The sequence below is a fragment of the Chelativorans sp. ZYF759 genome, from assembly GCF_012911015.1.
Classification (GTDB): Bacteria; Pseudomonadota; Alphaproteobacteria; order Rhizobiales; family Rhizobiaceae; genus ZYF759.
Genome location: NZ_WVVV01000005.1, coordinates 93,069 through 117,895, shown reverse-complemented (window position 1 = coordinate 117,895; position 24,827 = coordinate 93,069). Strand labels below are relative to the sequence as shown.

The following is a 24,827-nucleotide window of genomic DNA, read 5'->3' as shown; positions in this document are numbered from 1 at the left end:
CCAAATGCGCGTGCGTTCCCATGGTACACCCCGCCCACGGAACTCTATGAGGTCAGGCAGGTCTCCTGGCTTGCGGGTCGTCGTCGCTCTGCCTGTCTTCCCGGCATCGAGATGCCAGTGACGTATTCGACAAAGCGGCTCGCCGCTTACAGTTGCGGGGCAGCTCCGGATTTCCCTCTCGCCGGGGGGCACCGGATTCCCTCTTAGCTTCCACGCCGGAAAACTCCGACCTGAAAGAACCTTGACCGGGCGGACGGTCGGAAAATCAGACGGCTTTGTCAATTGCTTTCGTCCTCCGGCAATCAGAGAAGGCTCTGCTCCGATAGCGTTATGTTATTACGTTTGTAAAGAGCTTTCGAAAGCGCGGGCGCGTGCGCAATCGGCAACGAGCGCGGGAAGCTGCCATTGACCAGGCTCGATGCCGAACCTAGTTTCGCGGCCAAGATACTTGTCCTCAAGGAACGCCATGAACCTCCAGTCCCCGGTTGCCGCCATACCCATCGACGAAGTCAGACTCGACAGGCTGGCGGAGGTTGCTGTGAAGGTCGGGCTGCGGCTCGAGCGCGGCCAGGACCTGCTCTTGACCGCTCCTGTGGAGGCGCTCCCGCTCGTCCGGCGGATTGCGGTGCACGCTTATGAGGCGGGCGCGGGTGTCGTCACGCCCTTGCTCTCCGATCCGGAATTGTCGCTCGCTCGGTTCAGACACGCCGAGGAGCAAAGCTTCGACCGGGCGCCGACCTGGCTTTATGACGGCATGGGGAAGGCCTTCGACGAAAACACGGCCAGGCTCGCCATCGTCGGTGACGATCCCATGCTGCTCGCCAACGAGGACCCGGAGAAAGTCGGGCGCGCCAACAAGGCGAATTCGATCGCCTATACCCCGGCGCGCGAGCGCATCACGGGCTTCAACATCAACTGGAACATCATCGCATGGCCGGGCACGGCCTGGGCCATGCGCGTCTTCCCCGAGCTGTCGGCAGACGAGGCGGTCAGCCGACTGGCCGATGCGATCTTTGCTGCCTCGCGGGTGGACACGGAAGGCGCGGTGACGCGCTGGGAAGAGCACAATGCCGCGCTGAAGCAGCGCTCCGACTGGCTCAACGGTCAGAATTTCCACGCCCTGCATTTCACCGGACCAGGCACCGATCTCACAGTCGGTCTCGCCGATGGGCATGAATGGATGGGCGGCGCCTCGCAGGCCAAGAACGGCATCATCTGCAACCCGAACATTCCGACCGAGGAGGTGTTCACCACGCCGCATGCTGCACGGGTCGAGGGTCACGTCTCCTCCACCAAACCTCTGTCGCACCAAGGCAGCCTTATCGACGACATCCGGGTGCGCTTCGAAGGAGGGCGGATCGTCGAGGCGCAGGCGTCGCGCGGCGAGAAGGTGCTGGAGAAACTGCTCGATTCCGACGAAGGTGCGCGCCGGCTTGGCGAGGTGGCGCTGGTGCCGCACGGCTCGCCGATCTCGCAAAGCGGGCTCCTGTTCTACAACACGCTCTTTGACGAGAACGCCGCCTGCCACATCGCGCTCGGGCAGTGCTATGCCAAATGCTTCCGCGACGGCGGGTCGCTGACCCGCGAACAGATCGCCGAGCGCGGCGGCAACGAGAGCGTCATTCACGTTGACTGGATGATCGGCTCCGCCGAGATCGATATTGACGGCGTGCACCAGGACGGCAGCCGCGTACCGGTCTTCCGCAAAGGCGAATGGGCCTGAACCGCGACGGGAGCGGCCTTCATCGAAGACGTATCGAAGCCGTTCTGGACGAGGTACGGGCAAGCGGTGCCCGCACCATCCTCGATCTCGGCTGCGGCGACGGCGATCTTCTGGTGGAACTGGCACGCCTGCCGCAGGTCGAACGCTTGTGGGGCTTTGATCTTCACGCCGGCGCCATCGAGACAGCCCGCCTGCGTCTGGAAACGCTGAACATGACGCTTCCTGGGGATGTGCGCCTGGATGTGCGCTCGCTGACCGACGAGCCCGGACAGCTGGCGGGATTCGATTGCGCCGTCCTGCTGGAGGTCATAGAGCATCTGGACCCGGCGGCTTTGCCGGCCGCCGAAGCGGCTCTCTTCTCCCTCATGCGACCCGAAACCGTCATTCTGACGACGCCGAACAGCGAGTATAATCCACTGCTTGGCGTGCCCGAGGGGCGCTTCCGTCATCACGACCATCGCTTCGAATGGGATCGGAACACGTTCGAGGAATGGGCAGGACGCATCGCGTCGCAATGGGGCTATGCTGTCGTCTTCAAGCCCGTGCCCGAAGGGCATCGGCGTCTTGGCGGCCCTTCTCAGATGGCGGCTTTCACCAGGCCCGCCTCAGGCGGTCCCTAGCCGCTTCCGCTTCGCGGACGGCCGCGGCGCCTTTCATTGAGGAGACCGGCAACCTCCCCGTCGAGCTCCACACCGGAATGATCGCGCTGCGGCAGCGCGTCGAGCGCCTGCGTCAGTTCCTTCAACAGGCCGTGCAGCAACTCCATGCGCTCCTTGCCGAAGGTTTCGGTGATCTCGGCATAGGTGCCTTCGGACAGCGGCGCGACGGCATCGATCAGCATGAGTCCATTCGAACTGATGGAGATCAACGATCTTCGCATGTCCGCTTCGGGATGTTCGCGCGCCACCAGCCCGCGCGCTTCCAGATCGCGCAGGATGCGCGACAGCGACGGGGCGAGAAGGCAAGTCGCCTTGGCGAGGTCCATCACCTCGACCTGATGCACGGAACTCAGCGCGCGCAGGACGCGCCACTGCTGCTCGGTCAGATTGAACAGGTGGAGCGATGGCCGGAAGCGGTTCATCACCGCCTCGCGTGCCACCAGAAGCGCCATCGGCAGCGATCGGGAAAAGCTCCTCAAGCGAACATTCGCAGGGCGGTTCTCTGTCACGAAACGCTCCTCAGAATTGACAGCTCACGCACCCATAACCGCCAAAATCGGCGACGATCGCGTCACCCGGACGGGCTTCCACCGGACGGATGAAGGAGCCCGACAGGACGATCTCACCCGCCCTGATGAAATCCCCATACTCGGCCAGTCGTCGCACCAGCCAAACGATGCCCTCGGCCGGATGATTGAGCACGCCGCCGCCAAGGCCGGTTTCCTCGGCCTCGCCATTCTTCATCACGATGGCGCCGATCCAGCGCAGATCGACCGCGCGCGGTCCGATTTTCTCGCCCCCAAGCACGATGCCGGCATTGGCGGCATTATCGGAAATCGTGTCGCAGACATTGCGTGTGGCACCCGTCTCGGAATCCATGCGGACGATCCGGGTATCAAGAATTTCCAGCGACGGCTGCACATAATGCGTGGCGTCGAGAACCTGGTCGATGCCCACATCGCCCTTCAGATCGGACTTCATGACGAAGGCGATTTCGGCCTCGATGCGCGGCTGGATGAAACGGTCGCGTGGAATGGCCGCATCGTTTTCGAACAACATGTCGTCAAAGAGGATGCCCGAATCGGGGATGTCGATGGAAAGCGCGGCCTGCATCGCCTTGGAGGTCAGTCCGATCTTGCGCCCGATGACCCGGCGCCCGTGGGCCAGCTTCTTCTGCACCCAGGCAGCCTGGACGGCGTAGGCATCGTCCATGCTCATCTCCGGGTGGGCGCGAGACAGGAGCCCGATCTGAGAGCGTGTCCGCTCCGCCTCGTCCAGAGCGGCGGCGGCGGCCCGGATTTCCTCACGCGTCATGCCGGTTCCTCGTCGACGATGTGATTGCGCAGGATCCCGATGCCATCGGCCTCGACTTCCACCACGTCACCGGGCTTGAGCCAGACCGGCGGGTCGAGCCGCGCGCCGGCGCCCGTCGGCGTGCCGGTCAGGATGACATCGCCCGGCACCAATGTGGTGAAGGTCGACACATAGGCGATGATGCGGCGGAAGGAGAAGATCATGCGGCTTGTGCGGTCCTCCTGCCGGACCTCGCCATTGACGCGCGTCACCAGCCCGATATCGGCGATCTGCGCTTCGTCTTCGAACGGCACTAGCCATGGCCCCATGGCGCCCGACGCATCGAAATTCTTGCCCTGTGTGACGTTGAACTTTGCGTGGCGCACCCAGTCGCGGATCGTTCCTTCATTGGAGAGCGAAACGGCGGCGACATGGTCAAGCGCGTCGGCCTCGGCTATGTGGCGCCCTCCCCTGCCGATCACGATCACCACCTCGCCCTCGTAATCCAGCTGCTCGGAGGCAAGCGGGCGCACGATCGGCTGTTCATGGCCAACGAAGGAGCGCGGAAAGCGCACGAAGAGCGACGGGTTCTCGGGCGCGTCCTGGCCGTCCTTGTACTCCGCATTGCGGTCGGGATAGTTCACGCCGACGCAGATGATTTTTTCCGGCGCCGGGATCGGGATTTCCCAGGCGATGTCGTCGAAGGAAAAATCCGTCTCCGCACCGGCGCAGGCATCGGCCACGCGCATGAGCGCATCCGATTCGATGACCTCGCGCAGCGTGGGCCAACGATCATGATAGCGGGAGTAGAGGTCGACGACGCCGCTGCCCGTCACCAGCCCGTAATGGCTGCGGCCGTTGGCGAAGAAGGCGGCGAGGCGGGGACGGTCGGTCAAGTAATCACTCCGTTGTCAGGGGGCTACGATGGGCTGGGCTTTCAGGGTCGCCTCCTCGATGCCAACACCCGTAAAGTGGGTGCCCTCCTCGAACCAGCTCTTCGGCGCCGGCGCCCCCCAAAGGGTCTGGCGCTGCGGGTCCTTCAGATCCCACTTGATTGGCTCCAGGTCGGGATCGACCGTCAGATAGTCCGAGCAGTAGATTTCGACCCGGTGCCCGTCCGGATCGCGCACATAGAGGAAGAAGGCGTTCGATATCCCGTGCCGACCGGGTCCCCGTTCGATGTTGGCAAGATAGCCGGTGGTCGACATCAGGTCGAGCAGGTCGATGATGGCGAGCGGCGTCGGCACCCAGAAGGCGACATGATGCAGCCTCGGGCCGCGGCCATTCGTGAAGGCCATGTCGTGAACGCCGCCCTTGCGGTGCATCCAGGCCGCCCAGAGCTTCTTGGTTTCCTCGTCCTCGGTATATTCCGTCACCCGGAAGCCGAGCCCGTTGTAGAAGGCGACGGAAGCGTCGACATCGATCGAGAAGCAGTTGAAGTGATCGATGCGCAGCGGACGCACACCGCGATAGAGCTTGTATTGCTGGTGGATGGCCGGCAGCTTTTCCATGTCGCAATAGAATTCCAGCGGCACGCCGAACGGATCGCTGGTCCGCAAGGTGCGGCCCTGATGCGGACGTTCCACCCATGACACAGGCAGTCCCCGCGCCGAGAAGAAGCCATAGGCGCGGTCGAGATCGGCGGCGGAATAGAGCTTGAAGCCCAGCACCTCGGCGGCCGGCTCGTCGCCCTTGGTGAGCACGATGCAATGGTGCCCGCGCTCCTCCAGGCCGCGAAAGCACAAGCGCTCGCTATCCTCATAGGTGACCTGGAAGCCGAGCGTGTCGGCATAGAAGGCGCGGCTGGCGGCGAGATCGCGCACGACCAGTTCGACATGCGACAGCCGGACGATGTTGAACTCGGGATAGAGATTTGGGGCGGGTACGGGCATTCAGTCCTCCGAAAAATGCGCCTGGGCGCTCGATCATGCGGCGCGGGCCGCATCCCTCCTTGATTGAGCGCAAGACGCGCGGGCGGTCAGCCGCCGAGCTTCGGCACTTTGCGCGGGTCTGTCGCGAAGGCGACGTTCTTGGTCTCCATGTAGAAGTCGAACGACCAGTCGCCGCCGTCACGGCCGATGCCGGAGCTTTTCGTGCCGCCAAAGGGCGCGGGCAGATGACGCACATTCTCCGAATTGACCCAGATCATTCCCGCTTCCATCGCCTCCGAGAAGCGAATGGCGCGCGTGATGTCAGAGGTCCACAGATAGCCGGCCAGCCCGTATTGCACGCCATTGGCGAGTTCCAGCGCCTCCGCCTCGTCGGCGAAGGGAATGGCGGTCAGCACCGGCCCGAAGATCTCCTCCTGCGCGATGCGCATGTCGTTGCGGGCGTTGGTGAAAAGCGTCGGCGCAACGAAACAGCCCTCCTTGCCGACCTTCTCGCCCCCGGCGGCGATCGTCGCGCCTTCCTTTCGCGCCAGATCGAAGTAGGACAGCACCTTCTTCTCGTGATTGGGATGAATCAGCGGGCCGACGACCGTGTCGGGATCCAGCGGATGGCCGACCTTGATGCGCTTCGCGCGTTCGGCGACCTTCTTCACGAAGGCATCGTGGATGGAAGCCTCGACCAGAAGCCGCGACGACGAGGTGCAGCGCTCGCCATTGAGCGAGTAGATCATGAAGACGGCAGCGTCGGCGGCGCGCTCCAGATCCGCATCGGCGAAGACGACGACCGGGTTCTTGCCGCCGAGTTCGAAGTGGACGCGCTTCAGCGTATCGGCCCCCTGCTTCATGATCATCGAGCCGGTGCGGCTTTCGCCGACGAAGCCGATGGCCTTGATGTCGGGATGTTCGCAAAGTGCCTTGCCGGCTTCCTCCCCGAACCCGTTGACGAGGTTCCACACGCCCTTGGGCAACCCCGCCTCCTCGGCGATCTCGACCAGCAGCGAGGCCGTCAACGGCGAGAGTTCGGCGGGCTTGTGCACGATGGTGCATCCGGCGGCGAGCGCCGGCGCGATCTTCCAGGTCGAGAGCATGAACGGCGTGTTCCAGGGCGTGATGACCCCGACCGGCCCAATGGGAAAGCGCCCCGTCACGTTAAGTTGCCCGGGGCCGCGCAGCGCCTGGCCGTCTCGCGCCGAAGGCGCCAGATCGGCGAAAAACCGGAAGTTCTCTGCCCCGCGCAGCGCAGCCTTCGACATGAAGCGCAGCGCCTGGCCCGTGTCCATGCACTCGGTGAAGGCGATTTCCTCGGCCCGCGCCTCGATGGCATCCGCGATGCGATGCAGAAGCTTGCGCCGGGCGGCCCCCTCCATGGCCGCCCATTCGCGGAAGGCGGCCTTGGCAGCCTTCGCCGCTCGATCGACATCGGAAGCCCTCGAACGGGCCACGTTGGCCAGCGGCGCCAGATCGATCGGTGAGATTGTCTCGAAGGTCCGGTCGCCGTCCGCCCAGACCTTCTCGCCCCCAATGTGGTTGGCCACACCGCCGGACTCGAATCGGGCGAGATAGCCTTTCGCCTTGGCGAGATTGGATTGCAGGGTCGACATGGGCGTCCTCGGTTCCTGACTCAGCCGGCCTGCAGGCGCGGATGAATGGTGTTCTTTTTCCAGCTTGTGCCGGGCATGATTTCCCTGATCTCGAGCGAGAGCGCGAAATGCGGTGCGTCGAGGCGCGGCGCGAAAAACGCGCTGGCAACCTCGAAAAGGGCGTCCCCCGCAGCCTTCTTGACCTCCGCGCTTCGGCCGGCCGCGATACGAAGCACCATGTCGGCGAAGGCGTTATCGGAGGCATCGTCTGCCACCGCGAAATGCTCACATCGGACCGCCCGCACCCGGATACCGCCGCGCTCGAAATCAGGCAAAGCCGATAGCGCGTCGCACAGCTGGCGGCACAGCGCCGTGAGATCGAAATCCGGCTCGATATTGGCGGAATACTGGACGACCAGATGCGGCATGCCGCGCCTCCCACGATAATAATAAATATGTTATCTAGTTGGGAAGGGCGAGTCAATATGCGTCTCTCGCTTCCTGCGGCAGCCTTACCCTGCCCCCAAAGGAGTGTTAGGAATCGAGAGAAGACAAAACGCAAAGCGGCGATTATGGCATCCATCCTCACGTTCACCCTGAACCCGTCCGTAGATCTCTTCAGCGAGGTCAAGGCGGTGCGTCCGATCCGCAAGATGCGCACGCAACAGGACCGTGCCGATCCTGGCGGCGGCGGGCTCAACGTGGCGCGGGTGGTGACCATGCTGGGCGGGGCGGCCGAGGCCGTGTTTCTGGGCGGCGGCCCGACGGGCGACTGGCTGGATTCGCTCCTGGGCAAGGAGAACATCCCGCGCAGGATGCTGCCGATCGCCGGGCAAACCCGCGTGTCCTTCTCCGTCAACGAGAAGAGCAGTGGCTACGACTACCGCTTCGTGCGCGGCGGTCCTGACATTGCCGCTGACGAGATGATGCCCTGCCTCGATATCGCCAGGGGGCACAAGGGCGGCTTCGTGGTTGCGAGCGGCAGCCTGCCGGCGTCCGCACCGCCCGACTTTTTCGCGCGACTCGCCCGCACGGCCGGCGAAAACGGATCGCGTTTCGTTCTCGACACCTCGGGCGAGGCTCTGAAGACCACACTGGCCGAGGGCCGCGTCTATCTCGTCAAGCCGAGCATGGGCGAGCTTGAGGAACTCTTTGGTTCCGAACTGGATGAAAAGGCTGCATGCGAGGCGGCTCTATCCATCGTGAAGCGGGGACAGGCTGAGTTGGTCGCCGTGTCGATGGGCGCGCAGGGCGCGCTGCTGGCCAGCGCAGAAGGTGCCATTCGCAAGCCCGCCCCCCATGTGAAGGTACGTTCGGCCATCGGCGCCGGCGACAGTTTCCTGGGAGCGATGATCTGGGCGCTCAACGAAGGCTGGGTCGCAGAAGACGCCTTCGAGCTCGGCATCGCCGCCGGTGCGGCTGCGGTTATCACCCCCGGCACGCAACTGTGCCGCAGGACAGATGTCGAGGCGCTCTATCCGACGCTGACACGCAAGTAGCGCCGGCAGGCAGAAGACCCCCGCTCGGGCTTTGCTTCGTCACGTCCCCCTGGAGGGGGTGGGAGGAAAGGTGCCTTGCGCCCACCCGCTTCCTCTCCCCGTCGATCGGGGACAGGTGCTTCGCGACGCGAACCCTATTGGGGGCTCGACCGGCGCCGCGATAGCGGAAAACGCTGGGCGCTACGCGTTAAGCACCCGGACCGGCCGACCATCAAGCCATGTCGCGATGTCCTCCACGACCTCCGGAAACTGGATCGCGAAATTGTCCCGCGTCACGTAGCCGAGATGCGGGGTGGCGAGGACATTGGGCAGCCTGCGGAACGGGTGATCGGCGGGGAGCGGCTCACTGTCGAAGACATCGAGGCCGGCACCGCCGATTTGGCCTTTTTCGAGCGCGGCGATCAGCGCCGCCTCGTCGATGAGCGGCCCGCGCGACGTGTTGATGAGGACGGAGTCGCTCTTCATCAGCCCCAATTCGCGCGCGCCGATGATGTGGCGGGTCTCCGCCGTCAGCGTCAGGTGCAGGCTGACGACGTCTGAACGCTCCAGGAGCTCGTCCAGCGTTTCGGCATGGCCGATGCCGAGTTCCGCGCAGCGCGCCGCCGCATCCGTGCGCGTGAAGCCGAGCACGTCCATGTCGAAGGCCTTGCCGTAGCGCGCCACGCGGCTGCCGAGTTTGCCGAGACCGACGACGCCCAGCGTCTTTTCCTTGAGGTCGCGGCCGACCGAAAGCTGCCACTGATCTCCGCCGGCGCGGAGATTGGCGATCTCGCGCGGTATCTCGCGCATCAAGGACAGAAGCAGCCCCCAGGCGAGTTCGGCGGCCGGGCCGATCGAACTGCGCGTGCCGGCGACATCGATGCCGCGCGCCCGCGCCGCCTTCAAGTCGATGGCGGCATTGGCCATGCCGGTGGTCACCAGCAGGCGGAGCTTCGGCAGGCGCTGGAGAAGTGTTGCGGGAAAGGGCGTGCGCTCGCGCATCGCCACGACGATCTCGAATTCCGAAAGCGCCGCAGCAACGGCGTCCTCATCGCCCAGATGCCGGTCGAAGCGGGTGATCTCGACTCGATCCTTGAGGCTGCCCCAGTCGGCGGCCGACAGGGCATGGTCCTGATAATCGTCGAGTATCGCGCATCTCAGCATGTCAGCCAATTCCTCCTCCGCTTCCGCCGCGACGCATGGCAACCAGCCGCTCCGCACTCTCGGCCAGGTCCTCGCCGGGCAGGCGGTCCGCCGGCAGCGCACCCATCCTGTCATGCAGGGAGGCGACGGCGCGGGCAAGATCACCATCCAGGCCAAGAGCATCGAGCGTCGCCCCGCTCTCTCGCATCTCAGCGGCGCGACGCTTGCCGTGCTTGAGCATGCGCTCGGCATTGTATTCGGCGATGTCGGGCCATTTCAGCCCCGGATAGGAGCCGGAGAGCGAGGCCAGGACGCGATCGAGGCAGCCGGAGGCCGTAGCCGCCAGCATCGTCTCGACGGTGATCGCCTCCAGCCCCTTCACGAACAGGCTGCGCACCATCTTGATGGCCGTGGCGGCCCCCGCCTCCTCGCCCACGACGTCGAAATCGAATTCGAGACGGCCGAGCATATCCATGACGCCCGCCGTCTGGCCGGCAATGAGCACCGGCGTGCGGTGGCCACGCGGGTGAACCGGCGCCATCACCGCCATGTCGACATAGACGGCGCCCGAAGGTGCGAGCAGCGCTTCAGTCTCGCGCTTGCGATCGGGTGCGACGGAATTGATGTCGAAGAAGAACTGGCCGGTACCGAGAGAGGTGCCTACGGAACGGGCCGCGGGAAGGCTCTGATCGGCCGTTACCGCGCTGACGAGCCAGTCGGCGCCGGCGGCGGCCTCGCCGGGCGTCGCCGCCAGACGCACCCCGCGCTCGTGCGCCGCAGCGGCGCAGGCTCCCTCAGGCCCCTCGCTGTCGAACAGGATGTCAAAGGCAGAAAAGACAAGCGATGGCTCGTGCGCCTTCAGGCTGTCGTGGAAGGCGCGGGCGGCTTCGCCGAAGCCGATGAAGGCAATGTGCATGGGAAGCCTTTTACCCGAATACGGTTCCGTCGAACAGCTTGCGCGCCGTGCGCAGGATCGCTGTACGAACGACCTCGCCGTCCGGACCCAGCGTGGCAACCACGGTCATCTCGCCTGTCGGGTGCTCGATGGCGAGGCTACGCTCGGTCCCCTCGCCCGCATCAGACAGCTCGGCTGCGGGCCCCTCGGCAAGCAAGCAGGCCGTGGCGACACTGACCGCACCCAGGACACCGATCGAGGAATGGCAGCGATGCGGGATGAAGGTTCGCGTGGAAATCGCGCCGCCATTCTTCGCCTTCGAGACCATGGTCATCTTGGGCACGGAATTGTCTTTCACGTCGCCGAGATTCATCAGCGGTCCGGCCTTCAGCCGGATCGCCTCGAGTTTCGCGCGCAGTGCCTCGTTGGCTTCCAGGTCCGCTGGGGATTCGTCGCCCGAAATACCCATGTCGGAAGCTCTCATGATCACGCAGGGCATGCCGTTGTCGATCATGGTGACGGCCACGCCCTCGATCTCGTCCACCGCATTGCCGGTCGGCAACAGAGCACCGCAGCTGGAGCCGGCCGTATCCTCGAAGGCAAGCAGCACCGGGGCAGCCGTGCCCGGCACGCCGTCGATGCGCGCCTCGCCCTCGTAGGAGACCTTGCCACCGGGCGTCTGGATGGTGGCAATAGCCACCTGTTCGGTGTTTTCCATGAAAATGCGGACATCCGTCGTCTCGCCGCTCGGCTCAACCAGGCCGCGCTCGATGGCGAAGGCACCGATCCCGGCGAGGATATTGCCGCAATTCTGCTTGTCGGTGACGAGCGGCCGGTCGACGAAGACCTGCAGAAACAGGTAGTCCACATCGATTCCGGGGCGATCGGACTTCCTGACCACGCCAACCTTGGAGGTCAGCGGATCGGCACCGCCCATGCCGTCGATCTGGCGCTCGTCGGGCGAACCCATGACGCGCAAGAGGAAGGCATCGCGCGCCGCGACGTCCGAGGGCAGCTCGTCAGCGAGGAAGTAGCCGCCTTTCGAGGTCCCCCCGCGCATCCACATGCAGCGCACGCCGTCCGCCATGACCGCTCCTCCTAGACGTATTTCAAGCCTCTTTCGGCCAGGCGCTCGCGCATCTTGTAGATGTCGAGACCGAGTTCGCCGGCGGCAAGCCGCTTGCGCTTGTCCTCTTCCGCAGCTTCGCGCTTGCGCGCGGCTTCGAGCACGGCAGCTGCCTCCTCGCGGCGAACCACGCACACCCCGTCATCGTCGGCCACGATCACGTCGCCCGGATTGACCAGCGCGCCCGCGCAGACGACCGGCACGTTGACCGAGCCCACCGTCTCCTTGACCGTGCCTTGCGCGAAGACCGCCTTCGACCAGACGGGAAAGTTCATCGTCGTCAAATCGCGCACGTCGCGCACACCGGCATCGATGATAAGCCCAACGCCGCCCCGCGCCTGCATCGAGGTGGCGAGCAGATCGCCGAAATAGCCGTCCTCGCAGGGGCTGGTCGGCGCCAGGACCAGAATGTCTCCGGCTTTGACCTGCTCGATGGCCACATGCACCATCCAGTTGTCGCCGGGCGGCGCGGAGATGGTGACGGCCGAGGCGGCAAGCCGCGCGCCCGAATAGATCGGCCGCATGTAGGAGGCGAGCATCCCCTTGCGCCCCTGCGCCTCATGCACCGTCGCGACGCCGCATTCGCCGAGACCGGCCACGACGTCTGGGTCGGCCCGCTCGATGTTCTGAACGACGACGCCACCCATCACAATTCGTCCACGGTGCGCGGAAAGATCGACTGGAAGCCCTCGGCATATTTCGCCGCACGCCCGCCCGACTGGCCGCCGGAATTGCGCTGGAAATGGTTGGCGCGGTTCTCGGCGACGTTGCGATAGTAATGCCAGAGATGCTCCTGGCCTTCCATGCACTGGATGGCCGCCCACTTCTTGTCCCACACCTCCGTGATGTCGAGGAAGGTGTCGGGTTTCCAGTTCATCTGCTCGGTCTGGTGCGGCTCGAACAGATAGACCTGCGGGGCGCCGAGGATCTTCTGGCCGGGATTGTGGCCCCAGGCCTGGGCGATGGCCCGGCATTCCAGCGTCCATTCCGACACATACATGTGGTCGGTATTGTAGGGATCGTATTTGGAATGGCTCATCATGAAGGCGGGCTGGACGGCACGCATTACGTCGACCAGCCGGTCCTTGGCCTCGCGCGTCATCTCCAGCGGGTAGTCGCCGAGATCGAAGAACTGGATGTCGTGGACGTCGAGCGCCTTGGCCGCGTTCTCGGCCTCCCGCTGGCGCTCGGCCTTGACCACGTCCAGCGTCATGCCTTCCTTCTTCCACAGCTTGGCGCTTTCGCCACGCTCGCCATAGGACAGGCAAACGACCGTGACGTCGTAGCCCCGCTTCGCATGCAGCGCGATGGCGCCGCCACAGCGCCACACGAAATCCGCCGAATGCGCACTGACCACCAGTGCGGTCTTGTTGGCCATGTGTGTCTCCCGATTCCTACTTCGTTTTCAGCGGCGGCGTGCCGTGGGTATGGAAACTCTCGATGGTCTTCAGGCCCCAGGCCTGACCCTTCTTGCGTTCGGCCTCGGTCCACACGATGGGCTCCCAATCTGGGTCCAGGATCAGCCGGGCACCCGCATTGGCAATCTCGACGCGATTGCCGGCCGGCTCGTAGACGTAAAGGAAGAACGTGCCCTGGATAGCGTGCTTGTGCGGGCCGGTCTCGATGAAGACACCGTTCTCCAGAAACACGTCGGCGGCGCGCAGGATGTCGTCTCGATGGTCGGCCGCGTAGGTGATGTGGTGGAAGCGAGCCTTGGCGCCCGAATGGTCCTCGGTGCAGGCCATGTCGTAGCCCTTATTGTTGACCGTGAACCAGCAGCCGCCGATGCGGCCATTGTCGAGCTGGATCATCTCGGTCACGCGGCTGCCTATCGCCTTGACCATGAAGTCGCGGATCTTCGAGACATCGCTGGCCAGAAGGTTGAAGTGATCGATCCGGCGCGGGGCGGCACCGCGTCCGTGGAAACGCTGCGCGACGTTCTTCAGCGACGGTTTCTCGGCCTCGGGCGCCACGTATTTGTTGGTCTCCCAGTAGAGTTCGAAGACATGGCCGTCCGGGCTGTTGAACCGGTAGGAAGCCCCATGGCCCAGATCGCCATCGGTCCAACCGATGCCGAGCCCCATCTCCTCGATCACCTTGACGCGGCGATGCAAGGCTGCTTCCGACGAGGTGCGGTAGCCACAATGCGCCATCCCGGTGGTGTTCGAGGCTGTCAGCTTGAGCGAGTGGAACTCGTAGTCGTCCCAGGCACGCAGATAGACGGAATCGCCCTCGCGACCCGCCTCCGTCAGCCCGTAGACATTGACGAAGAAGTCGAGGCTTTCTTCGAACTTATCGGTCAGAAGCTCGATATGCCCCAGATGGGCGACATCGAAACAGGGTTCCTCCGAACGCATCATGCTCCTCCTGCGCTTGCCGCGAGCGCCCCTTCGGGCGTCACCTGTTCAGGCCAATAGAGCCTCGTCGGATTGTCGACAAGCAGCGCCTGCATCAGTTCTCGGCGCGGGGCTATAAGCGCCAGAAGGTCCACCAGCGCACCGTCGTCGGGCATGTACTTCTTGATGTTGGGATGCGGCCAGTCGGTGCCCCAGAGCACGCGGTCGGTGAAGCGCTCCACCAGCATCCGCGCAAAAGGTACGGCGTCGTGGAAGGGGGGTCCCGCCCGCGAAATACGCTCCGACCCGCAAACCTTCACCCAGAAGCGTTCGTCCTCCATCAGTTCGAGCAGCATGCCGAACGCTTCCTGCCCGACGCCCTGACTGGCATCCACGCGCCCCATATGGTCGATCACCATGGGCAGCGGCAATTCGGTCAGGAAAGGCTTCAGCTTCGCCAGCCGGTCGGCTTCGAAATGCACCACGGCGTGCCAGCCGAGTGGAACGATCCTCTCGACGATCGCGCGGATGGCGTCCAGATCGGCATCCTTGCCGAGATGCGAGACAAAATTGAACCGCACGCCCCGCACGCCGCCATCATGGAACCGTTGAAGCTCCTCGACCGAAACGTCCGCCTTGACCATGGCTACGCCGCGATAACGCCCATCCGAATGCGCGATCATGTCCAGCATCGCGGCATTGTCGGTGCCGTGGCAGCTCGCCTGCACGAGGACCGACCGTTCGATGCCGAGATGCCGGTGCAGCGCGAACAGCGTCTCCTTGGGGGCGTCGACCGGCGTGTAGGTGCGCTCGGGTGCGAAGGGAAACACCGCAGCCGGCCCGAAGACATGGCAATGGGCATCGCAAGCGCCGGCCGGCAGCGCGATATCCGGTTTCTTCGGTGACGGGTGGAAAGGCAGGTTCTCGGAAGTCATCAGGGCGTCGTGCTGCTCGGTTTTTCAGGGGTTGGCTGCGCCGAAAAGGGCCGCAGGAGGGTGAAGGCGAGAATGGCCATGCCGACGGTCCGCGCCGCGAGGGTCGCCGGGTCGAGCGCCGAGACCTCGGTCGGCCAGAGCACGAGAAGCGAGCCCGCAGCCATCAGCAACCGTTCGCCGGCACCCAGGGGGCGCACCAGCCACGCCGCGAACGCGACGGTGATGCCGATCACGCCGAGCGAGGCGAAAAAGGCCGACAGCGCGATCTCGATTCCCGAACCGACCATCAGCAGGCCCGGCATCGTGACGAAAAGGAACGGCACCAGGAGTTTGACGAAGCCAAGCCTGATCGATTCGATCGCCGTCTTGTTGGCGTCACCACCCGAAATACTGGCCGCCGCATAGGCGGCGAGCGCCACCGGCGGCGTGATCGCGGAAACGAGGCCATAATAGAAAATGAACATGTGCGACACGATGGGTTCGATGCCGAGCCGCGTGAGCGCCGGTGCGACCAGCACCGCAAGCAGCAGATAGGCCGCCGAGGTCGGCAGGCCCATGCCCAGGATGAATGAGGCGATAGCTGTCAGGATCAGGATGAGCCAGATGCGCCCGCCGCCCAGATCGATGATCATGCCCGACAGCATCAGCCCTAGACCGGTCAGGTTCAGGACGCCGATGACGGCACCGGCTGCCGCAACGGCCGCCACGATCGGGAGCGTCGATACGAGCGTGTCGCGGCAGACGATCATCAGGCCGACGATCCCGATCCGCGTCTCCCGGCTCCACGGCATGATGAGCAGCCCGAAGGCAAGGCAATAGACGGCCGCCCGCGTGGGTGTATAGCCGGCGAAAAGAAGAACCACGAGACCGACGAGGGGTAGCAGAAGATAACCCCTGCCAAGCACCGTCGACTTGAACAATTGCCAGCCGGCGTCCGGGTCGGGCGCGAGGCCCAGTCGCCCCGCCTCCAGCCTGACCGCCACGATCAGGGCCAGCACGTAGAGGACGCCCGGGATCAGCGCGGCGAGCGCGATGGTCCGGTAGGGAACGCCGATGATCTCGGCCATCAGGAAGGCGGCCGCGCCCATGATCGGCGGCAGAATTTGCCCGGCCGACGAGGCAGCGGCCTCGATCGCGCCCGCTACGTTCGCCGAATAGCCAGCCCGCTTCATGAGCGGGATGGTGAAGGTGCCCGTGGTGACCACGTTGGCCACTGCGCTACCGTTGATCGTGCCCATCAGGGTGGAGGAGACCGCTGCCGACAGGCCGGGGCCGCCCTGGACGTGACCGGTCACGCCGCGGGCGAGATCGACGAACACGCCCCCGGTCCCGATCTTCATCAGGAAGGTGCCCAGCAGCGCGAACAGGAAGATGTATTCAACCGCGACGCCCATCGGCAGGCCGAAAAACCCCTCCGTGGACAGATAAAGGGTCGAGGTCAGCCGCGACAGGTCATATCCGCCATGACCGTACCGGCCCGGTATGAGATGACCGAAATAGGCATAGAGCAACGCCACGCCCATCAGCACGATCAGCGCCCAGCCGAGCGAGAGCCGCACGAGCACGACCACCACCGCCAGCAGGCCGAGGAATATCCATTCGTCCAGCGCCGTCGACATGGCGCCGCGCATGATGATGTCGAAATAGGAATTGTAGAGATGAATGCCCGGCACCAGCGCGAAGGCCGCCAGGGCATAGCAGAAGAGGCGTATGGCCGGATTGGCGAAGCGCGAACCGACCAGAATGAGGCCTGCGGTCGATACTGTCGAAAAGAACATCGACCGCAGGAGAAGGGCGGTGATCCCGCCGAAATAGGCGCCATAGATGACGATGGCAGTGGTCGCCACGGCAAAGACCGTGAAGAGCAGCGACAGGACTGTCGCTTCCCAGTGGTTGCGCTCCTCCATGACGGCGAGGCGCAGCTTTCCTGTCCACTGCATCATCTTGTCCGGCTCCGGGCCTTACTGGCCGACTTCGTCGAAGTAGCGCTGCGCGCCGGGGTGCAGGTCGATCGGCGTATTGGTGGCCGTCTCGAGCGCGATCGCGCCCGCCTGCGGGTGGATTTCGGCGAGTTCGTCGAGATTGTCGAAGAGCGCCTTGGTGAGCGAATAGACCAGTTCCTCGTCCGCATCCGCCTTGACGAACAGGGTTGCCGGATCGTTGATCACCGTCACCGCTTCAGACTGGCCGGAATAGGTCTCGGCCGGGATGTCGTAGACCTGATAGAAGGGGAATTCCTCAAGCAGGTCGGCAACCATGTCGGCATCGACCGAGATGAGCTTCATATCGCGCTGGGCGCCGAGATCGATGAGGGCGGCGGTCGGCGCACCGGCCAGAACGACCGTGGCGTCGAGATTGCCGTTGATGATCGCGCCGGTGCCTTCGGCATAGGACAGGAACTGGGCATTGGCCGGATCGAAGACGCCATAGGCCTGGAGAAGACGCTGGGCCAGAACGGCAGCGTTGCTGCCGGGCGGTCCAAGATTGATCCTCTTGCCGGCAAGATCCTGCATGGTCTCGATGCCGGTACCCTCGATCGTGGCGATCTGGAGCACCGCGGGATAGAGATAGGCCATGCCCGCGACCGGAAGCGCCTCCTCGAACGGCGCGTCGCCGACGCTCGCCTCATAAAGCGTGGAAGACGAGGAGAAGCCGAAGGTCATCTGGTCGGCCGCCACGCGGCGGATATTCTCCACCGAGGCACCCGTCACCTCAGCGCGCGCGGTGGTGCCTTCCAGGTGACGGTTGATGACGTCGGCCATGCCGGCGCCGATGACGTAGAACAGGCCGCCGGTGCCCCCGGTGCCGATGGAAACTCGCTGGTCGGCTGCGGCCGGCCCCATTGCAAGGCCCGTCGCAGCTGCGACGACCAGTGCCAGATGTCTCAGTTTCATGATTCACTCCCTTGTCGATCTTCGTTTGGCGAACCGTGTGTTTCGGTTTGCGCCCTTGATGAGGTCGCAAGCGCGCGGAAGGTCGCAAAGCTTGCGGCCACAACCTCGGAAATGGCCTTCTCATGGTCGTTGCCGTCGACCAGGCCATCGGAAAGTCGTGTGATGCGCTCTGGATTGATCAGGGCGTAGTAGAGCGCGCCGAGCAGGAACTGGCTGCGCCAGACGATGTCTTCGCGCGCCGCGCCAGGCAGACACTCCCCGATCGCCTCGATGAAGGCGCGGCTCGTCTCGTCGAACATCTCGGCGATGATCTGGCGGGCTTCGGGATTGCCCTCGGCAGAAAGCACCGCGCGCATGCGGGTGAAACGCGCGCCACCTCCCGCCAGATTGTCGGAAGACAGGAAGGCCGGGCGCACATATGCGCGCAGGACGGCCATCAGGCGCTGCTCGGGGTCGGAAATGCGCCGCGCTTCGCCCAGAAGTTCGAGGCGGCGCTGATTCATGGGTCGGGTGTGGCGCTGATAGATCGCCTCCAGCAGGCCCAGCTTGGTTTCGAAATGATAGGTGATCGAGCCGACATTGGCCCCGGCTTCCCGCGCGATCTCGCGCAGGCCTACGCCGCCGAAACCCCGCTCGGAGAAAAGCCTCTCCGCCGCCTCCAATATCGCGTTTCTGGTCGTTTCGGCTGACATGAAGCTCCGGTCGCCCACTCTGACTTTGGACGAGCATCGCATAAATTTATGCGTTCGGATACTTTTTTTGTACAGATGTACAAAATTTGGATCGAGCAAACCCGATCCACCCTTCGTGAAAGGGGTCTAAGAGATCGGGTTTGTTCGGAAAATCACGCCGACGGCGCGCCTACTCAGGCTGCTCGAGCGTATGGAGATAAGCGAGGAAGCCTTCGATCTGCGCAGGATCGAGGACGAACACGGGCATTTCGGGATGACCCACCATGATGCCTTCGGCCAGAGCCTCCGCCAGATGCGTCACCGGATAGTTCTCGTGCAGCGTCCGGAATTCCGGTACATCCGCCATGGGGCTCTCGTCTTCGAGCCCGATCGCGTGGCACGAGGCGCAATGCTCCTCCGCGATTGCCCGGCCAAGTTCCACGTCTGCGGGCGGTGGCTGCGCGACGGCCGGAGACGATGCCAGCGCGAGCAGCAAGGCAGCGGGAAGAGCCAGCCGCTGAGGGCCGTCCTTGGAACTGGTTGACGGCATGGGCTCTCTCCTTCGAATCATTACCGGCGCCTGAGGCTTCCGATATAGGTGGCGACATCATCGCGTTCTGCCGGGAAAAGTCGATAGGTGGTCATGGGAAAATGGTCGCCGTCGAGAAAGGCGCGCAGCGCGACGAGATCGTGGCCGGGCCGGTTTGCGATCTCGGTGAATGCCGGCGCGCCATGCGTGGCGGAAGCGGACGAACCTACTGCATGGCACGTTGCGCACCATTGCGCCGCGACCGCCTCGCCACGAGCAACCGCCGCACCGTCCGGCTGCTGCGGCGCAAGACTGGTGCAACTGGCCAACGACGCTGCAGTTGCGATTGCAGCCATGACCTTGACGCATCCGCTCGTCATACCCCACCCTCCCTGGCCGTTCGTCCAGTCATCCTAGTCGATCGGATCGTCAAAGGCGCGAGTTGTTTCCACTTTAGCCGATCAGTCTCGTTTTCAATTCGATTGACGCCACCGCGGTGGGTGGCGATAGACGGTCGATCAACGGGAGCCATCATCATGCAGTCGGTCACCGCCATTCGCCACGCCATCGAGGCGGGGGAGAGAACGCCCAAAGAGGCGGTCGGAGCCGCCCTCAACGGCATCGCGGCCGCGGATGCCGGCGTCGGCGCTTTCGAACATGTCGGCGACCGCGACGTGATCCTGGCCACGGCCGGTCGCAGCAAGGGCCCGCTCGCCGGCATCGCGGTCGGCGTCAAGGACATCTTCGACACCCACGACATGCCGACCGGCTACGGCACGCCGATCTATGCCGGGCATAAGCCGCGCACCGATGCGGCGGTCGTCGCCATGCTGCGGCGGGCGGGAGCCACCATCGTCGGCAAGACGGTGACGACGCCCTATGCCTTCCTCGATCCCGCCGGCACGCGCAACCCGCTGAACCAGCATCACACTCCCGGCGGGTCCTCATCCGGTTCGGCCGCCGCGGTCGCGGCGGGTATGGTGCCGGCCGCCATTGGCACGCAGACGGGCGGATCGGTGATCCGACCCGCTGCCTTCTGCGGCGTCTCGGGTTACAAGCCGAGCTTTCGCCTCGTGCCCACCGTCGGCTTCAAGACATTCTCCTGGACGCTCGACACCGTCGGCTTCTTCGCGGCAAAGGCGGCGGATGTCGCGGCGCTGGCTGGGGCCGCCACCGGGCGCGCGCTGGCGGTCGACGCGTTCGAGGACAGCGCGCCGCGCATCGGCCTCTATCGCTCCGGTGCGTGGAATGAGGCTAGCAGGGACATGCAGGAGGCGCTGGCGGCCGTCGCGGAACGAGCGGCAAATGCCGGGGCCCGGGTCACCGACATCGCCGAGCCGGCCGAACTGTCAGCTGCCAGGGAAGCCCACTCCCTCATCCAGAACTTCGAGGCGGCGCTGGCTCTGTCCGATGAATTTGACCGCTTCGCCGACCGCATGAGCGCCAAGCTCGTCGAGGCGCTGCAATCGGGCCGGAACACGCCCCCCGAGCAATACGATCAGGCCAGGCGGATCGCGCGACGCGCCCGCACGATCTCGCACTCCCTGTTCGAGGAGGTCGACATTCTGCTGACCCCGTCGGCGCCGGACGCGGCCCCCGAAGGACTGGAAAGCACGGGCTCGCCGATCTTCGCGAAGCTGTGGACCCTGACCGGCAACCCGTGCGTCAATCTCACCGCAGGCTACAACGCTGCCGGGCTGCCCCTCGGCGTCCAGACCGTGGCGGCATTTGGTCGCGATGCGGCCGCCCTGTCGGGCGCACATTGGCTGGAGAGGCTACACTGATCTCACGGCGACGTGAGGCCGGGTTTTGCACAGACCGGGCGGCGGTCTTAGCGAAATAAAATCAATACGCAGGCGCAAATCCTGCAAATCCGAATTCATAAGTATTGTGCGCTGCAGCATCATTTTCTCTTGCCACAACACCCCCTTGCCGTAGACTCGGGTACGTAGTCTGAAGAGGAGGCTCGGACATGGGATTGGCCAGACCGATTCATGCTTTGATTCTATGTGCAGCGTTCGGTTTCATCGGCGCCGTCGTGATGGGTATCATCGTCTGACATAGACGATCAGGCATCACCAATGCCTCGGACAGACAAGAAAGGCCGGCATTGCCGGCCTTTCCTTTGCAATATCCGATCGTCGTTCCCGCAGGTCAGGCGGCGGCCTGTGAAACCATCTGGGGCCGGTTTTCTTCTGACCGCACACCGATGAGATGGCAGATGGCGAAGGCCAGATCGGCCCGGTTCATCGTGTAGAAGTGAAACTCGCTCACGCCGCGCTCCACGAGGTCCAGCACCTGCTCGGCGGCGACCGCCGCCGCCACCAGCGAATGGGTCTTCGGATCGTTTTCCAGCCCCTCAAATCTGTCGGCCAGCCAGGACGGCACATGCGCGCCGCAGCCGGCCGAGAATCGCGCCACCTGCCCGAAATTGTGGACAGGCAGAATGCCGGGGACGATCGGTATGTAGATCCCGGCCCGCCGCGCCCGCTCGACGTAGCGCTCATAGAGATCATTGTCGAAGAAGTACTGGGTGATCGCCCGCGTCGCGCCATTATCGACCTTGCGCTTGAGCATGTCGATGTCGGTCGCAAAATCCGGGCTCTCCGGGTGCTTTTCGGGATAGGCCGAGACGGAGACGTCGAAATCGCCCTTGCGGCGGATGGCGGCCACCAGTTCGGCGCCATTCGTGTAGCCCTCGGGATGCGGGCGGTAGACCGCGCCCACGCCTTCAGCCGGATCGCCACGCAGGGCGACAAACCGCCTGACGCCGAGTTCGGTAAACTCGTCGATGACACGGTCAACCTCCTCGCGCGTTGCATCGACACATGTCAGGTGCGCGGCCGGCGTAAGCCGCGAATCCTTGAGGATTCGCCCGACGGTTCGCACCGTGCGTTCACGCGTCGAACCGCCTGCCCCATAGGTGACCGAGACGAATCGGGGATCGAGAGGCTGCAGCCTCTGTACCGTTTCCCAGAGCTTCGTTTCCATCTCGTCGGACTTGGGCGGGAAGAACTCGAAGGAAACGGACAGCCGGGATCCGATACCCGGTCGCCGCGCCAGCCTGGTGTCCGAAATCATGCGGTAACCCTTTCCTCGTGCGAACTGTCGATTTCCTGGTCGGCGATCAGCAGCCGCGGGTCGCGGGCTGCCCAGATCTTGACCGTCAGCCCGTCGCCGGGACCGAAGGCGATCGCCCTCATGTCGGTGTGTTCGAGCCCCGCTTCCTCCAGCCAGTCCTCGATCTGGCGGTCGGTGAAGCCAAGCCGGATATGGGCATGCTCCTCGCGCAGGAATTCGAGATCGTGGGGCGCGAAGTCGACGATCACCAGGCGCCCGGCAGGCCGCAGGAGACGTGCCGCCTCCACGATCGCCCGGGCCGGCTCCTCCAGATAATGGAGCACCTGGTGCATGGTGATGAGATCGAAGGCTTCCCGGTCGACGGGCGGCGCGTAGAGATCGCCAAGCCTGACCTGGGCATTCTGCACGCCGGCATGGTCGAGATTGGCCCGTGCCACCGCGAGCATCTCGCGCGACAGATCGAGCCCCGTCCCGCGGCGATAGATGGGCGCGAAAAGTTCCAGAAGCCGCCCGGTCCCGGTTCCCAGGTCGAGCATGGACTGGATGGGGCTCTCGCCCACGACATGCTTCAGCACAGCCTCGACCTTGTCGTCGGGGGCATGAAGCGAGCGGATACGATCCCAGCTTTCGGCATTGCGGCTGAAATAATCGGCGGCGCGCTCCTGTCGCCGGCGCTTCACGCCGTCGAGCCGCTCGAGATCGCGCTCGACCGAGCCTTCACCCTCGTCGATGCGGGTCACGATGCCATGCAGGAATTCGCGCGCCCTGTCGCTGTCTGCCAGACAGAAATAGGCCCACGACCCTTCCTGGTAGCGGTCGATCAGGCCCGCATCGAGGAGAACCTTCAGGTGGCGCGACACGCGGGGTTGAGACTGGCCCAGTATCTCGGTGAGGTCGGACACCGTCAGGTCGCCACGCGACAGCAGCAGCAGAATCCGCAAACGGCTGGATTCGGCGGCCGCCTTCAGCGTATCTACCATCTGATCGAGACTGACGGGTTGCCGCCTGAGCATATGATGCGCTCCAAAGAGAATACGATATAAAGATATGTTTATATCGATAGGGCATCGAGCGCAAGCGCCGACCTCGATCTGTTGCGCGGGCACTGCGATTGGAGACAGCACATGAGCGAGCGACGCGAGGGTGAAGGAGCGCTTCCGATCGATCCTGGCAAGGTGCCCGATGCCACGGTTGCCTTCATCGGAAGAGTGGGGTCTGCATGGAAGGATCGGGCCGATTGCCCGAAGAACATGGCGGCCGCGCGCCAGACCGGCCAGCCCGCCATGCTCCAGCTGGATGAAGCCTACCGGCCCGGCCTGGATGGTCTACAGCGCTCCAGCCATGCAGTCGTGCTGACCTGGCTCGACCGCTCTGTGCGGGACCTCATCGTCCAGAAGCCGCGCCATGCCGCGGCGCCGAGCGGCGTCTTCGCCTTGCGCTCGCCGGCCCGTCCCAACCCGATCGGACTGCATGTCTGCCGCATCGTCGCTGTCGATGCCGCCAACGGCGTTGTGCAGCTCGATTCCATCGACGTCCTCGACGGAACTCCCCTCATCGACATCAAGCCCTATTTCGCGTCGACCGATTCAATCCCCGACGCTTCTCGAGCGGAGCGGGAGTCCTCGGATTGATCGGGCGCACCGGACGGGCCAAGGCCCTGGGCAAGGCCCTGACCGCGCTTTTGCCGCAGGCGCCCTATGCCGATATCGAAGCGATCCGCGCCATGGCCTCGGCCCGCAAGATGCGTGAACTCCCGCCCTCCATTGCCGTCTGGATCGCGACGGTCACCCACATCCGCCATGAGCACACCGAATATGACGCACTGCTCGAAGAGGGATACGACCGCGACGCGGCACGCCATTTTGTCGTCGACGAGATCAACGCGGTCCTGACCCTCTGGCGTGCCACGCGGCTGCTTGAGGCCGACGACCATGAGACCGACTGAGAGGCCTCAGGCGCGATAGATCCACTGCTCCGGAAGGCGAACCGATATCTGCTCGCCAACCTCGATGCGACCGGGCTTCTCCACCCAGGCCACCAGGCCACGCAACCGGCGCGCAACCTTGGGGAACAGCAGCGAGCCCGCCTCGTGATCCGGCATTCTGGCATGCTCGGCGATGGATCGCCCGGCAATCCGGCACGGCACGTTCTGCCCGTCGATCTTCAGCGTGACCCCGCCCTTGAAGAACATCATCGTGCCAGCCGGCAGCATCGAGAAATTCGCCACCTCGGAAATCAGGAGATTGGCGCCGATCCATTCCGGGCGGACCTGCGCAATGCCCATGGCCCGCGCGATCCTGGCAAGCTCGTCGGGGGCGACCAGGGAAAGCTGGCGCTCGTTGCGGAGCTCGGTGCCGCGCGGGTACCAGGGCTCGCGCCCGCCGGAGCGGCGCGTATGACCGGCATGGATGTCGCCTTCGATGCCCTGGAAGGTGAGGTCCAGCCCTGTGACCGCGCGCGTGACGAAATGGTTGGACGGGGCCAGAAATGCCCCTTCCACGCGCGCGCCGAGCTTGCGTGAGGGCCGGATCTCGATGTCCTCATCACGATCGAACATGTCCAGCACGGCAGGCTTCCCAATAGTGAACACGCAGC

27 protein-coding genes and 1 riboswitch are annotated in these 24,827 nt (G+C 64.5%); of the genes, 6 read left to right on the top strand and 21 right to left on the bottom strand.

All coding sequences use genetic code 11. The annotated features are described in order from the left end of the window. Positions 1-37: 37 nt before the first annotated feature. Positions 38-259: riboswitch (cobalamin riboswitch) on the bottom strand. A 207-nt stretch (positions 260-466) separates the two neighbouring features. Both GRZ55_RS10090 and GRZ55_RS10085 read left to right on the top strand, forming a co-directional pair. Beyond that, entirely contained in the window at positions 467-1,723 is a 1,257-nt protein-coding gene (locus GRZ55_RS10090; protein ID WP_169286786.1) for an aminopeptidase, read from the top strand. After that, positions 1,714-2,343, top strand: coding sequence for a methyltransferase domain-containing protein (locus tag GRZ55_RS10085; RefSeq protein ID WP_169286785.1), 630 nt, complete (start codon positions 1,714-1,716; stop codon positions 2,341-2,343). The genes GRZ55_RS10090 and GRZ55_RS10085 overlap by 10 nt, the downstream gene beginning before the upstream one ends. Here the strand turns inward: GRZ55_RS10085 and hpaR are convergent. The 6 genes from hpaR to GRZ55_RS10055 form a co-directional block, all read right to left on the bottom strand. Then, the gene (gene hpaR / locus GRZ55_RS10080) at positions 2,340-2,834 is read right to left on the bottom strand and encodes a homoprotocatechuate degradation operon regulator HpaR (RefSeq protein ID WP_169286967.1); all 495 of its coding nucleotides are present in this window, start codon (positions 2,832-2,834) and stop codon (positions 2,340-2,342) included. The genes GRZ55_RS10085 and hpaR overlap by 4 nt on opposite strands. Before the next feature lie 67 nt (positions 2,835-2,901). After that, positions 2,902-3,696 carry a 2-oxo-hept-4-ene-1,7-dioate hydratase gene (gene hpaH, locus GRZ55_RS10075; RefSeq protein WP_169286784.1) on the bottom strand — a complete coding sequence of 265 codons (795 nt, stop codon included), beginning with the start codon at positions 3,694-3,696 and terminating at the stop codon, positions 2,902-2,904. After that, entirely contained in the window at positions 3,693-4,571 is an 879-nt protein-coding gene (locus tag GRZ55_RS10070; RefSeq protein WP_169286783.1) for a fumarylacetoacetate hydrolase family protein, read from the bottom strand. Before GRZ55_RS10070 ends, hpaH begins: the two co-directional genes overlap by 4 nt. Before the next feature lie 15 nt (positions 4,572-4,586). Next, positions 4,587-5,567: a 3,4-dihydroxyphenylacetate 2,3-dioxygenase gene (gene hpaD, locus GRZ55_RS10065; RefSeq protein WP_169286782.1), complete on the bottom strand. Its 981-nt coding sequence runs from the start codon at positions 5,565-5,567 to the stop codon at positions 4,587-4,589. Positions 5,568-5,653: 86 nt separating this feature from the next. Next, on the bottom strand, positions 5,654-7,165 hold the full coding sequence (gene hpaE, locus GRZ55_RS10060) for a 5-carboxymethyl-2-hydroxymuconate semialdehyde dehydrogenase (protein WP_169286781.1): 1,512 nt from the start codon (positions 7,163-7,165) through the stop codon (positions 5,654-5,656). Between the two features lie 20 nt (positions 7,166-7,185). Continuing rightward, positions 7,186-7,572 carry a 5-carboxymethyl-2-hydroxymuconate Delta-isomerase gene (locus GRZ55_RS10055; protein WP_169286780.1) on the bottom strand — a complete coding sequence of 129 codons (387 nt, stop codon included), beginning with the start codon at positions 7,570-7,572 and terminating at the stop codon, positions 7,186-7,188. 144 nt (positions 7,573-7,716) lie between these two features. Here GRZ55_RS10055 and GRZ55_RS10050 point away from each other — a divergent pair, with 144 nt between their 5' ends. Then, complete coding sequence (locus GRZ55_RS10050) at positions 7,717-8,643, top strand: 1-phosphofructokinase family hexose kinase (RefSeq protein ID WP_169286779.1); 927 nt, start codon at positions 7,717-7,719, stop codon at positions 8,641-8,643. 180 nt (positions 8,644-8,823) lie between these two features. Here the strand turns inward: GRZ55_RS10050 and GRZ55_RS10045 are convergent, their stop codons facing one another. The 12 genes from GRZ55_RS10045 to GRZ55_RS09990 form a co-directional block, all read right to left on the bottom strand. Further along, on the bottom strand, positions 8,824-9,786 hold the full coding sequence (locus GRZ55_RS10045; protein WP_169286966.1) for a D-2-hydroxyacid dehydrogenase family protein: 963 nt from the start codon (positions 9,784-9,786) through the stop codon (positions 8,824-8,826). Between the two features lies 1 nt (position 9,787). Then, complete coding sequence (locus GRZ55_RS10040) at positions 9,788-10,681, bottom strand: NAD(P)-dependent oxidoreductase (RefSeq protein WP_169286778.1); 894 nt, start codon at positions 10,679-10,681, stop codon at positions 9,788-9,790. A 10-nt stretch (positions 10,682-10,691) separates the two neighbouring features. Further along, positions 10,692-11,747, bottom strand: coding sequence for a 4-oxalomesaconate tautomerase (locus tag GRZ55_RS10035; RefSeq protein WP_169286777.1), 1,056 nt, complete (start codon positions 11,745-11,747; stop codon positions 10,692-10,694). 11 nt (positions 11,748-11,758) lie between these two features. Further along, positions 11,759-12,433 (bottom strand): 4-carboxy-4-hydroxy-2-oxoadipate aldolase/oxaloacetate decarboxylase, encoded by a 675-nt coding sequence (ligK, locus tag GRZ55_RS10030; RefSeq protein ID WP_169286776.1) that lies wholly within the window; start codon positions 12,431-12,433, stop codon positions 11,759-11,761. Further along, positions 12,433-13,164: a PIG-L deacetylase family protein gene (locus GRZ55_RS10025; RefSeq protein ID WP_169286775.1), complete on the bottom strand. Its 732-nt coding sequence runs from the start codon at positions 13,162-13,164 to the stop codon at positions 12,433-12,435. The genes ligK and GRZ55_RS10025 overlap by 1 nt, the downstream gene beginning before the upstream one ends. Before the next feature lie 16 nt (positions 13,165-13,180). Further along, on the bottom strand, positions 13,181-14,146 hold the full coding sequence (locus GRZ55_RS10020; protein WP_246734654.1) for a VOC family protein: 966 nt from the start codon (positions 14,144-14,146) through the stop codon (positions 13,181-13,183). Continuing rightward, entirely contained in the window at positions 14,143-15,057 is a 915-nt protein-coding gene (locus tag GRZ55_RS10015; RefSeq protein WP_169286774.1) for an amidohydrolase, read from the bottom strand. Before GRZ55_RS10015 ends, GRZ55_RS10020 begins: the two co-directional genes overlap by 4 nt. Next, positions 15,057-17,000: a TRAP transporter fused permease subunit gene (locus GRZ55_RS10010; RefSeq protein WP_169286773.1), complete on the bottom strand. Its 1,944-nt coding sequence runs from the start codon at positions 16,998-17,000 to the stop codon at positions 15,057-15,059. The genes GRZ55_RS10015 and GRZ55_RS10010 overlap by 1 nt, the downstream gene beginning before the upstream one ends. An 18-nt stretch (positions 17,001-17,018) precedes the next feature. Further along, the gene (locus GRZ55_RS10005; protein WP_169286772.1) at positions 17,019-17,951 is read right to left on the bottom strand and encodes a TAXI family TRAP transporter solute-binding subunit; all 933 of its coding nucleotides are present in this window, start codon (positions 17,949-17,951) and stop codon (positions 17,019-17,021) included. Next, on the bottom strand, positions 17,948-18,643 hold the full coding sequence (locus GRZ55_RS10000; protein WP_169286771.1) for a TetR/AcrR family transcriptional regulator: 696 nt from the start codon (positions 18,641-18,643) through the stop codon (positions 17,948-17,950). The genes GRZ55_RS10005 and GRZ55_RS10000 overlap by 4 nt, the downstream gene beginning before the upstream one ends. Before the next feature lie 169 nt (positions 18,644-18,812). After that, positions 18,813-19,172, bottom strand: a complete 360-nt coding sequence (locus GRZ55_RS09995; protein WP_169286770.1) for a cytochrome c — start codon at positions 19,170-19,172, stop codon at positions 18,813-18,815. A 20-nt stretch (positions 19,173-19,192) separates the two neighbouring features. Then, entirely contained in the window at positions 19,193-19,507 is a 315-nt protein-coding gene (locus GRZ55_RS09990) for a c-type cytochrome (protein ID WP_169286769.1), read from the bottom strand. Between the two features lie 180 nt (positions 19,508-19,687). Between GRZ55_RS09990 and GRZ55_RS09985 the strand changes: the two genes are divergently transcribed. Then, positions 19,688-20,935 (top strand): amidase, encoded by a 1,248-nt coding sequence (locus tag GRZ55_RS09985; RefSeq protein WP_169286768.1) that lies wholly within the window; start codon positions 19,688-19,690, stop codon positions 20,933-20,935. 370 nt (positions 20,936-21,305) lie between these two features. Here GRZ55_RS09985 and metF read toward each other — a convergent pair whose 3' ends face one another. Further along, positions 21,306-22,229: a methylenetetrahydrofolate reductase [NAD(P)H] gene (metF, locus tag GRZ55_RS09980; RefSeq protein ID WP_169286964.1), complete on the bottom strand. Its 924-nt coding sequence runs from the start codon at positions 22,227-22,229 to the stop codon at positions 21,306-21,308. Then, positions 22,229-23,245 (bottom strand): metalloregulator ArsR/SmtB family transcription factor, encoded by a 1,017-nt coding sequence (locus GRZ55_RS09975; RefSeq protein ID WP_169286767.1) that lies wholly within the window; start codon positions 23,243-23,245, stop codon positions 22,229-22,231. The genes metF and GRZ55_RS09975 overlap by 1 nt, the downstream gene beginning before the upstream one ends. 111 nt (positions 23,246-23,356) lie before the next feature. On the opposite strand from GRZ55_RS09975, the gene tsaA reads away from it, so the two are divergent. Continuing rightward, positions 23,357-23,863, top strand: a complete 507-nt coding sequence (tsaA, locus tag GRZ55_RS09970) for a tRNA (N6-threonylcarbamoyladenosine(37)-N6)-methyltransferase TrmO (RefSeq protein WP_169286766.1) — start codon at positions 23,357-23,359, stop codon at positions 23,861-23,863. Continuing rightward, positions 23,860-24,177 (top strand): DUF2293 domain-containing protein, encoded by a 318-nt coding sequence (locus tag GRZ55_RS09965; protein ID WP_169286765.1) that lies wholly within the window; start codon positions 23,860-23,862, stop codon positions 24,175-24,177. Before tsaA ends, GRZ55_RS09965 begins: the two co-directional genes overlap by 4 nt. 6 nt (positions 24,178-24,183) lie before the next feature. Here GRZ55_RS09965 and GRZ55_RS09960 read toward each other — a convergent pair whose 3' ends face one another. Next, entirely contained in the window at positions 24,184-24,798 is a 615-nt protein-coding gene (locus GRZ55_RS09960) for a molybdenum cofactor sulfurase (protein WP_169286764.1), read from the bottom strand. Between the last annotated feature and the right edge of the window lie 29 nt (positions 24,799-24,827).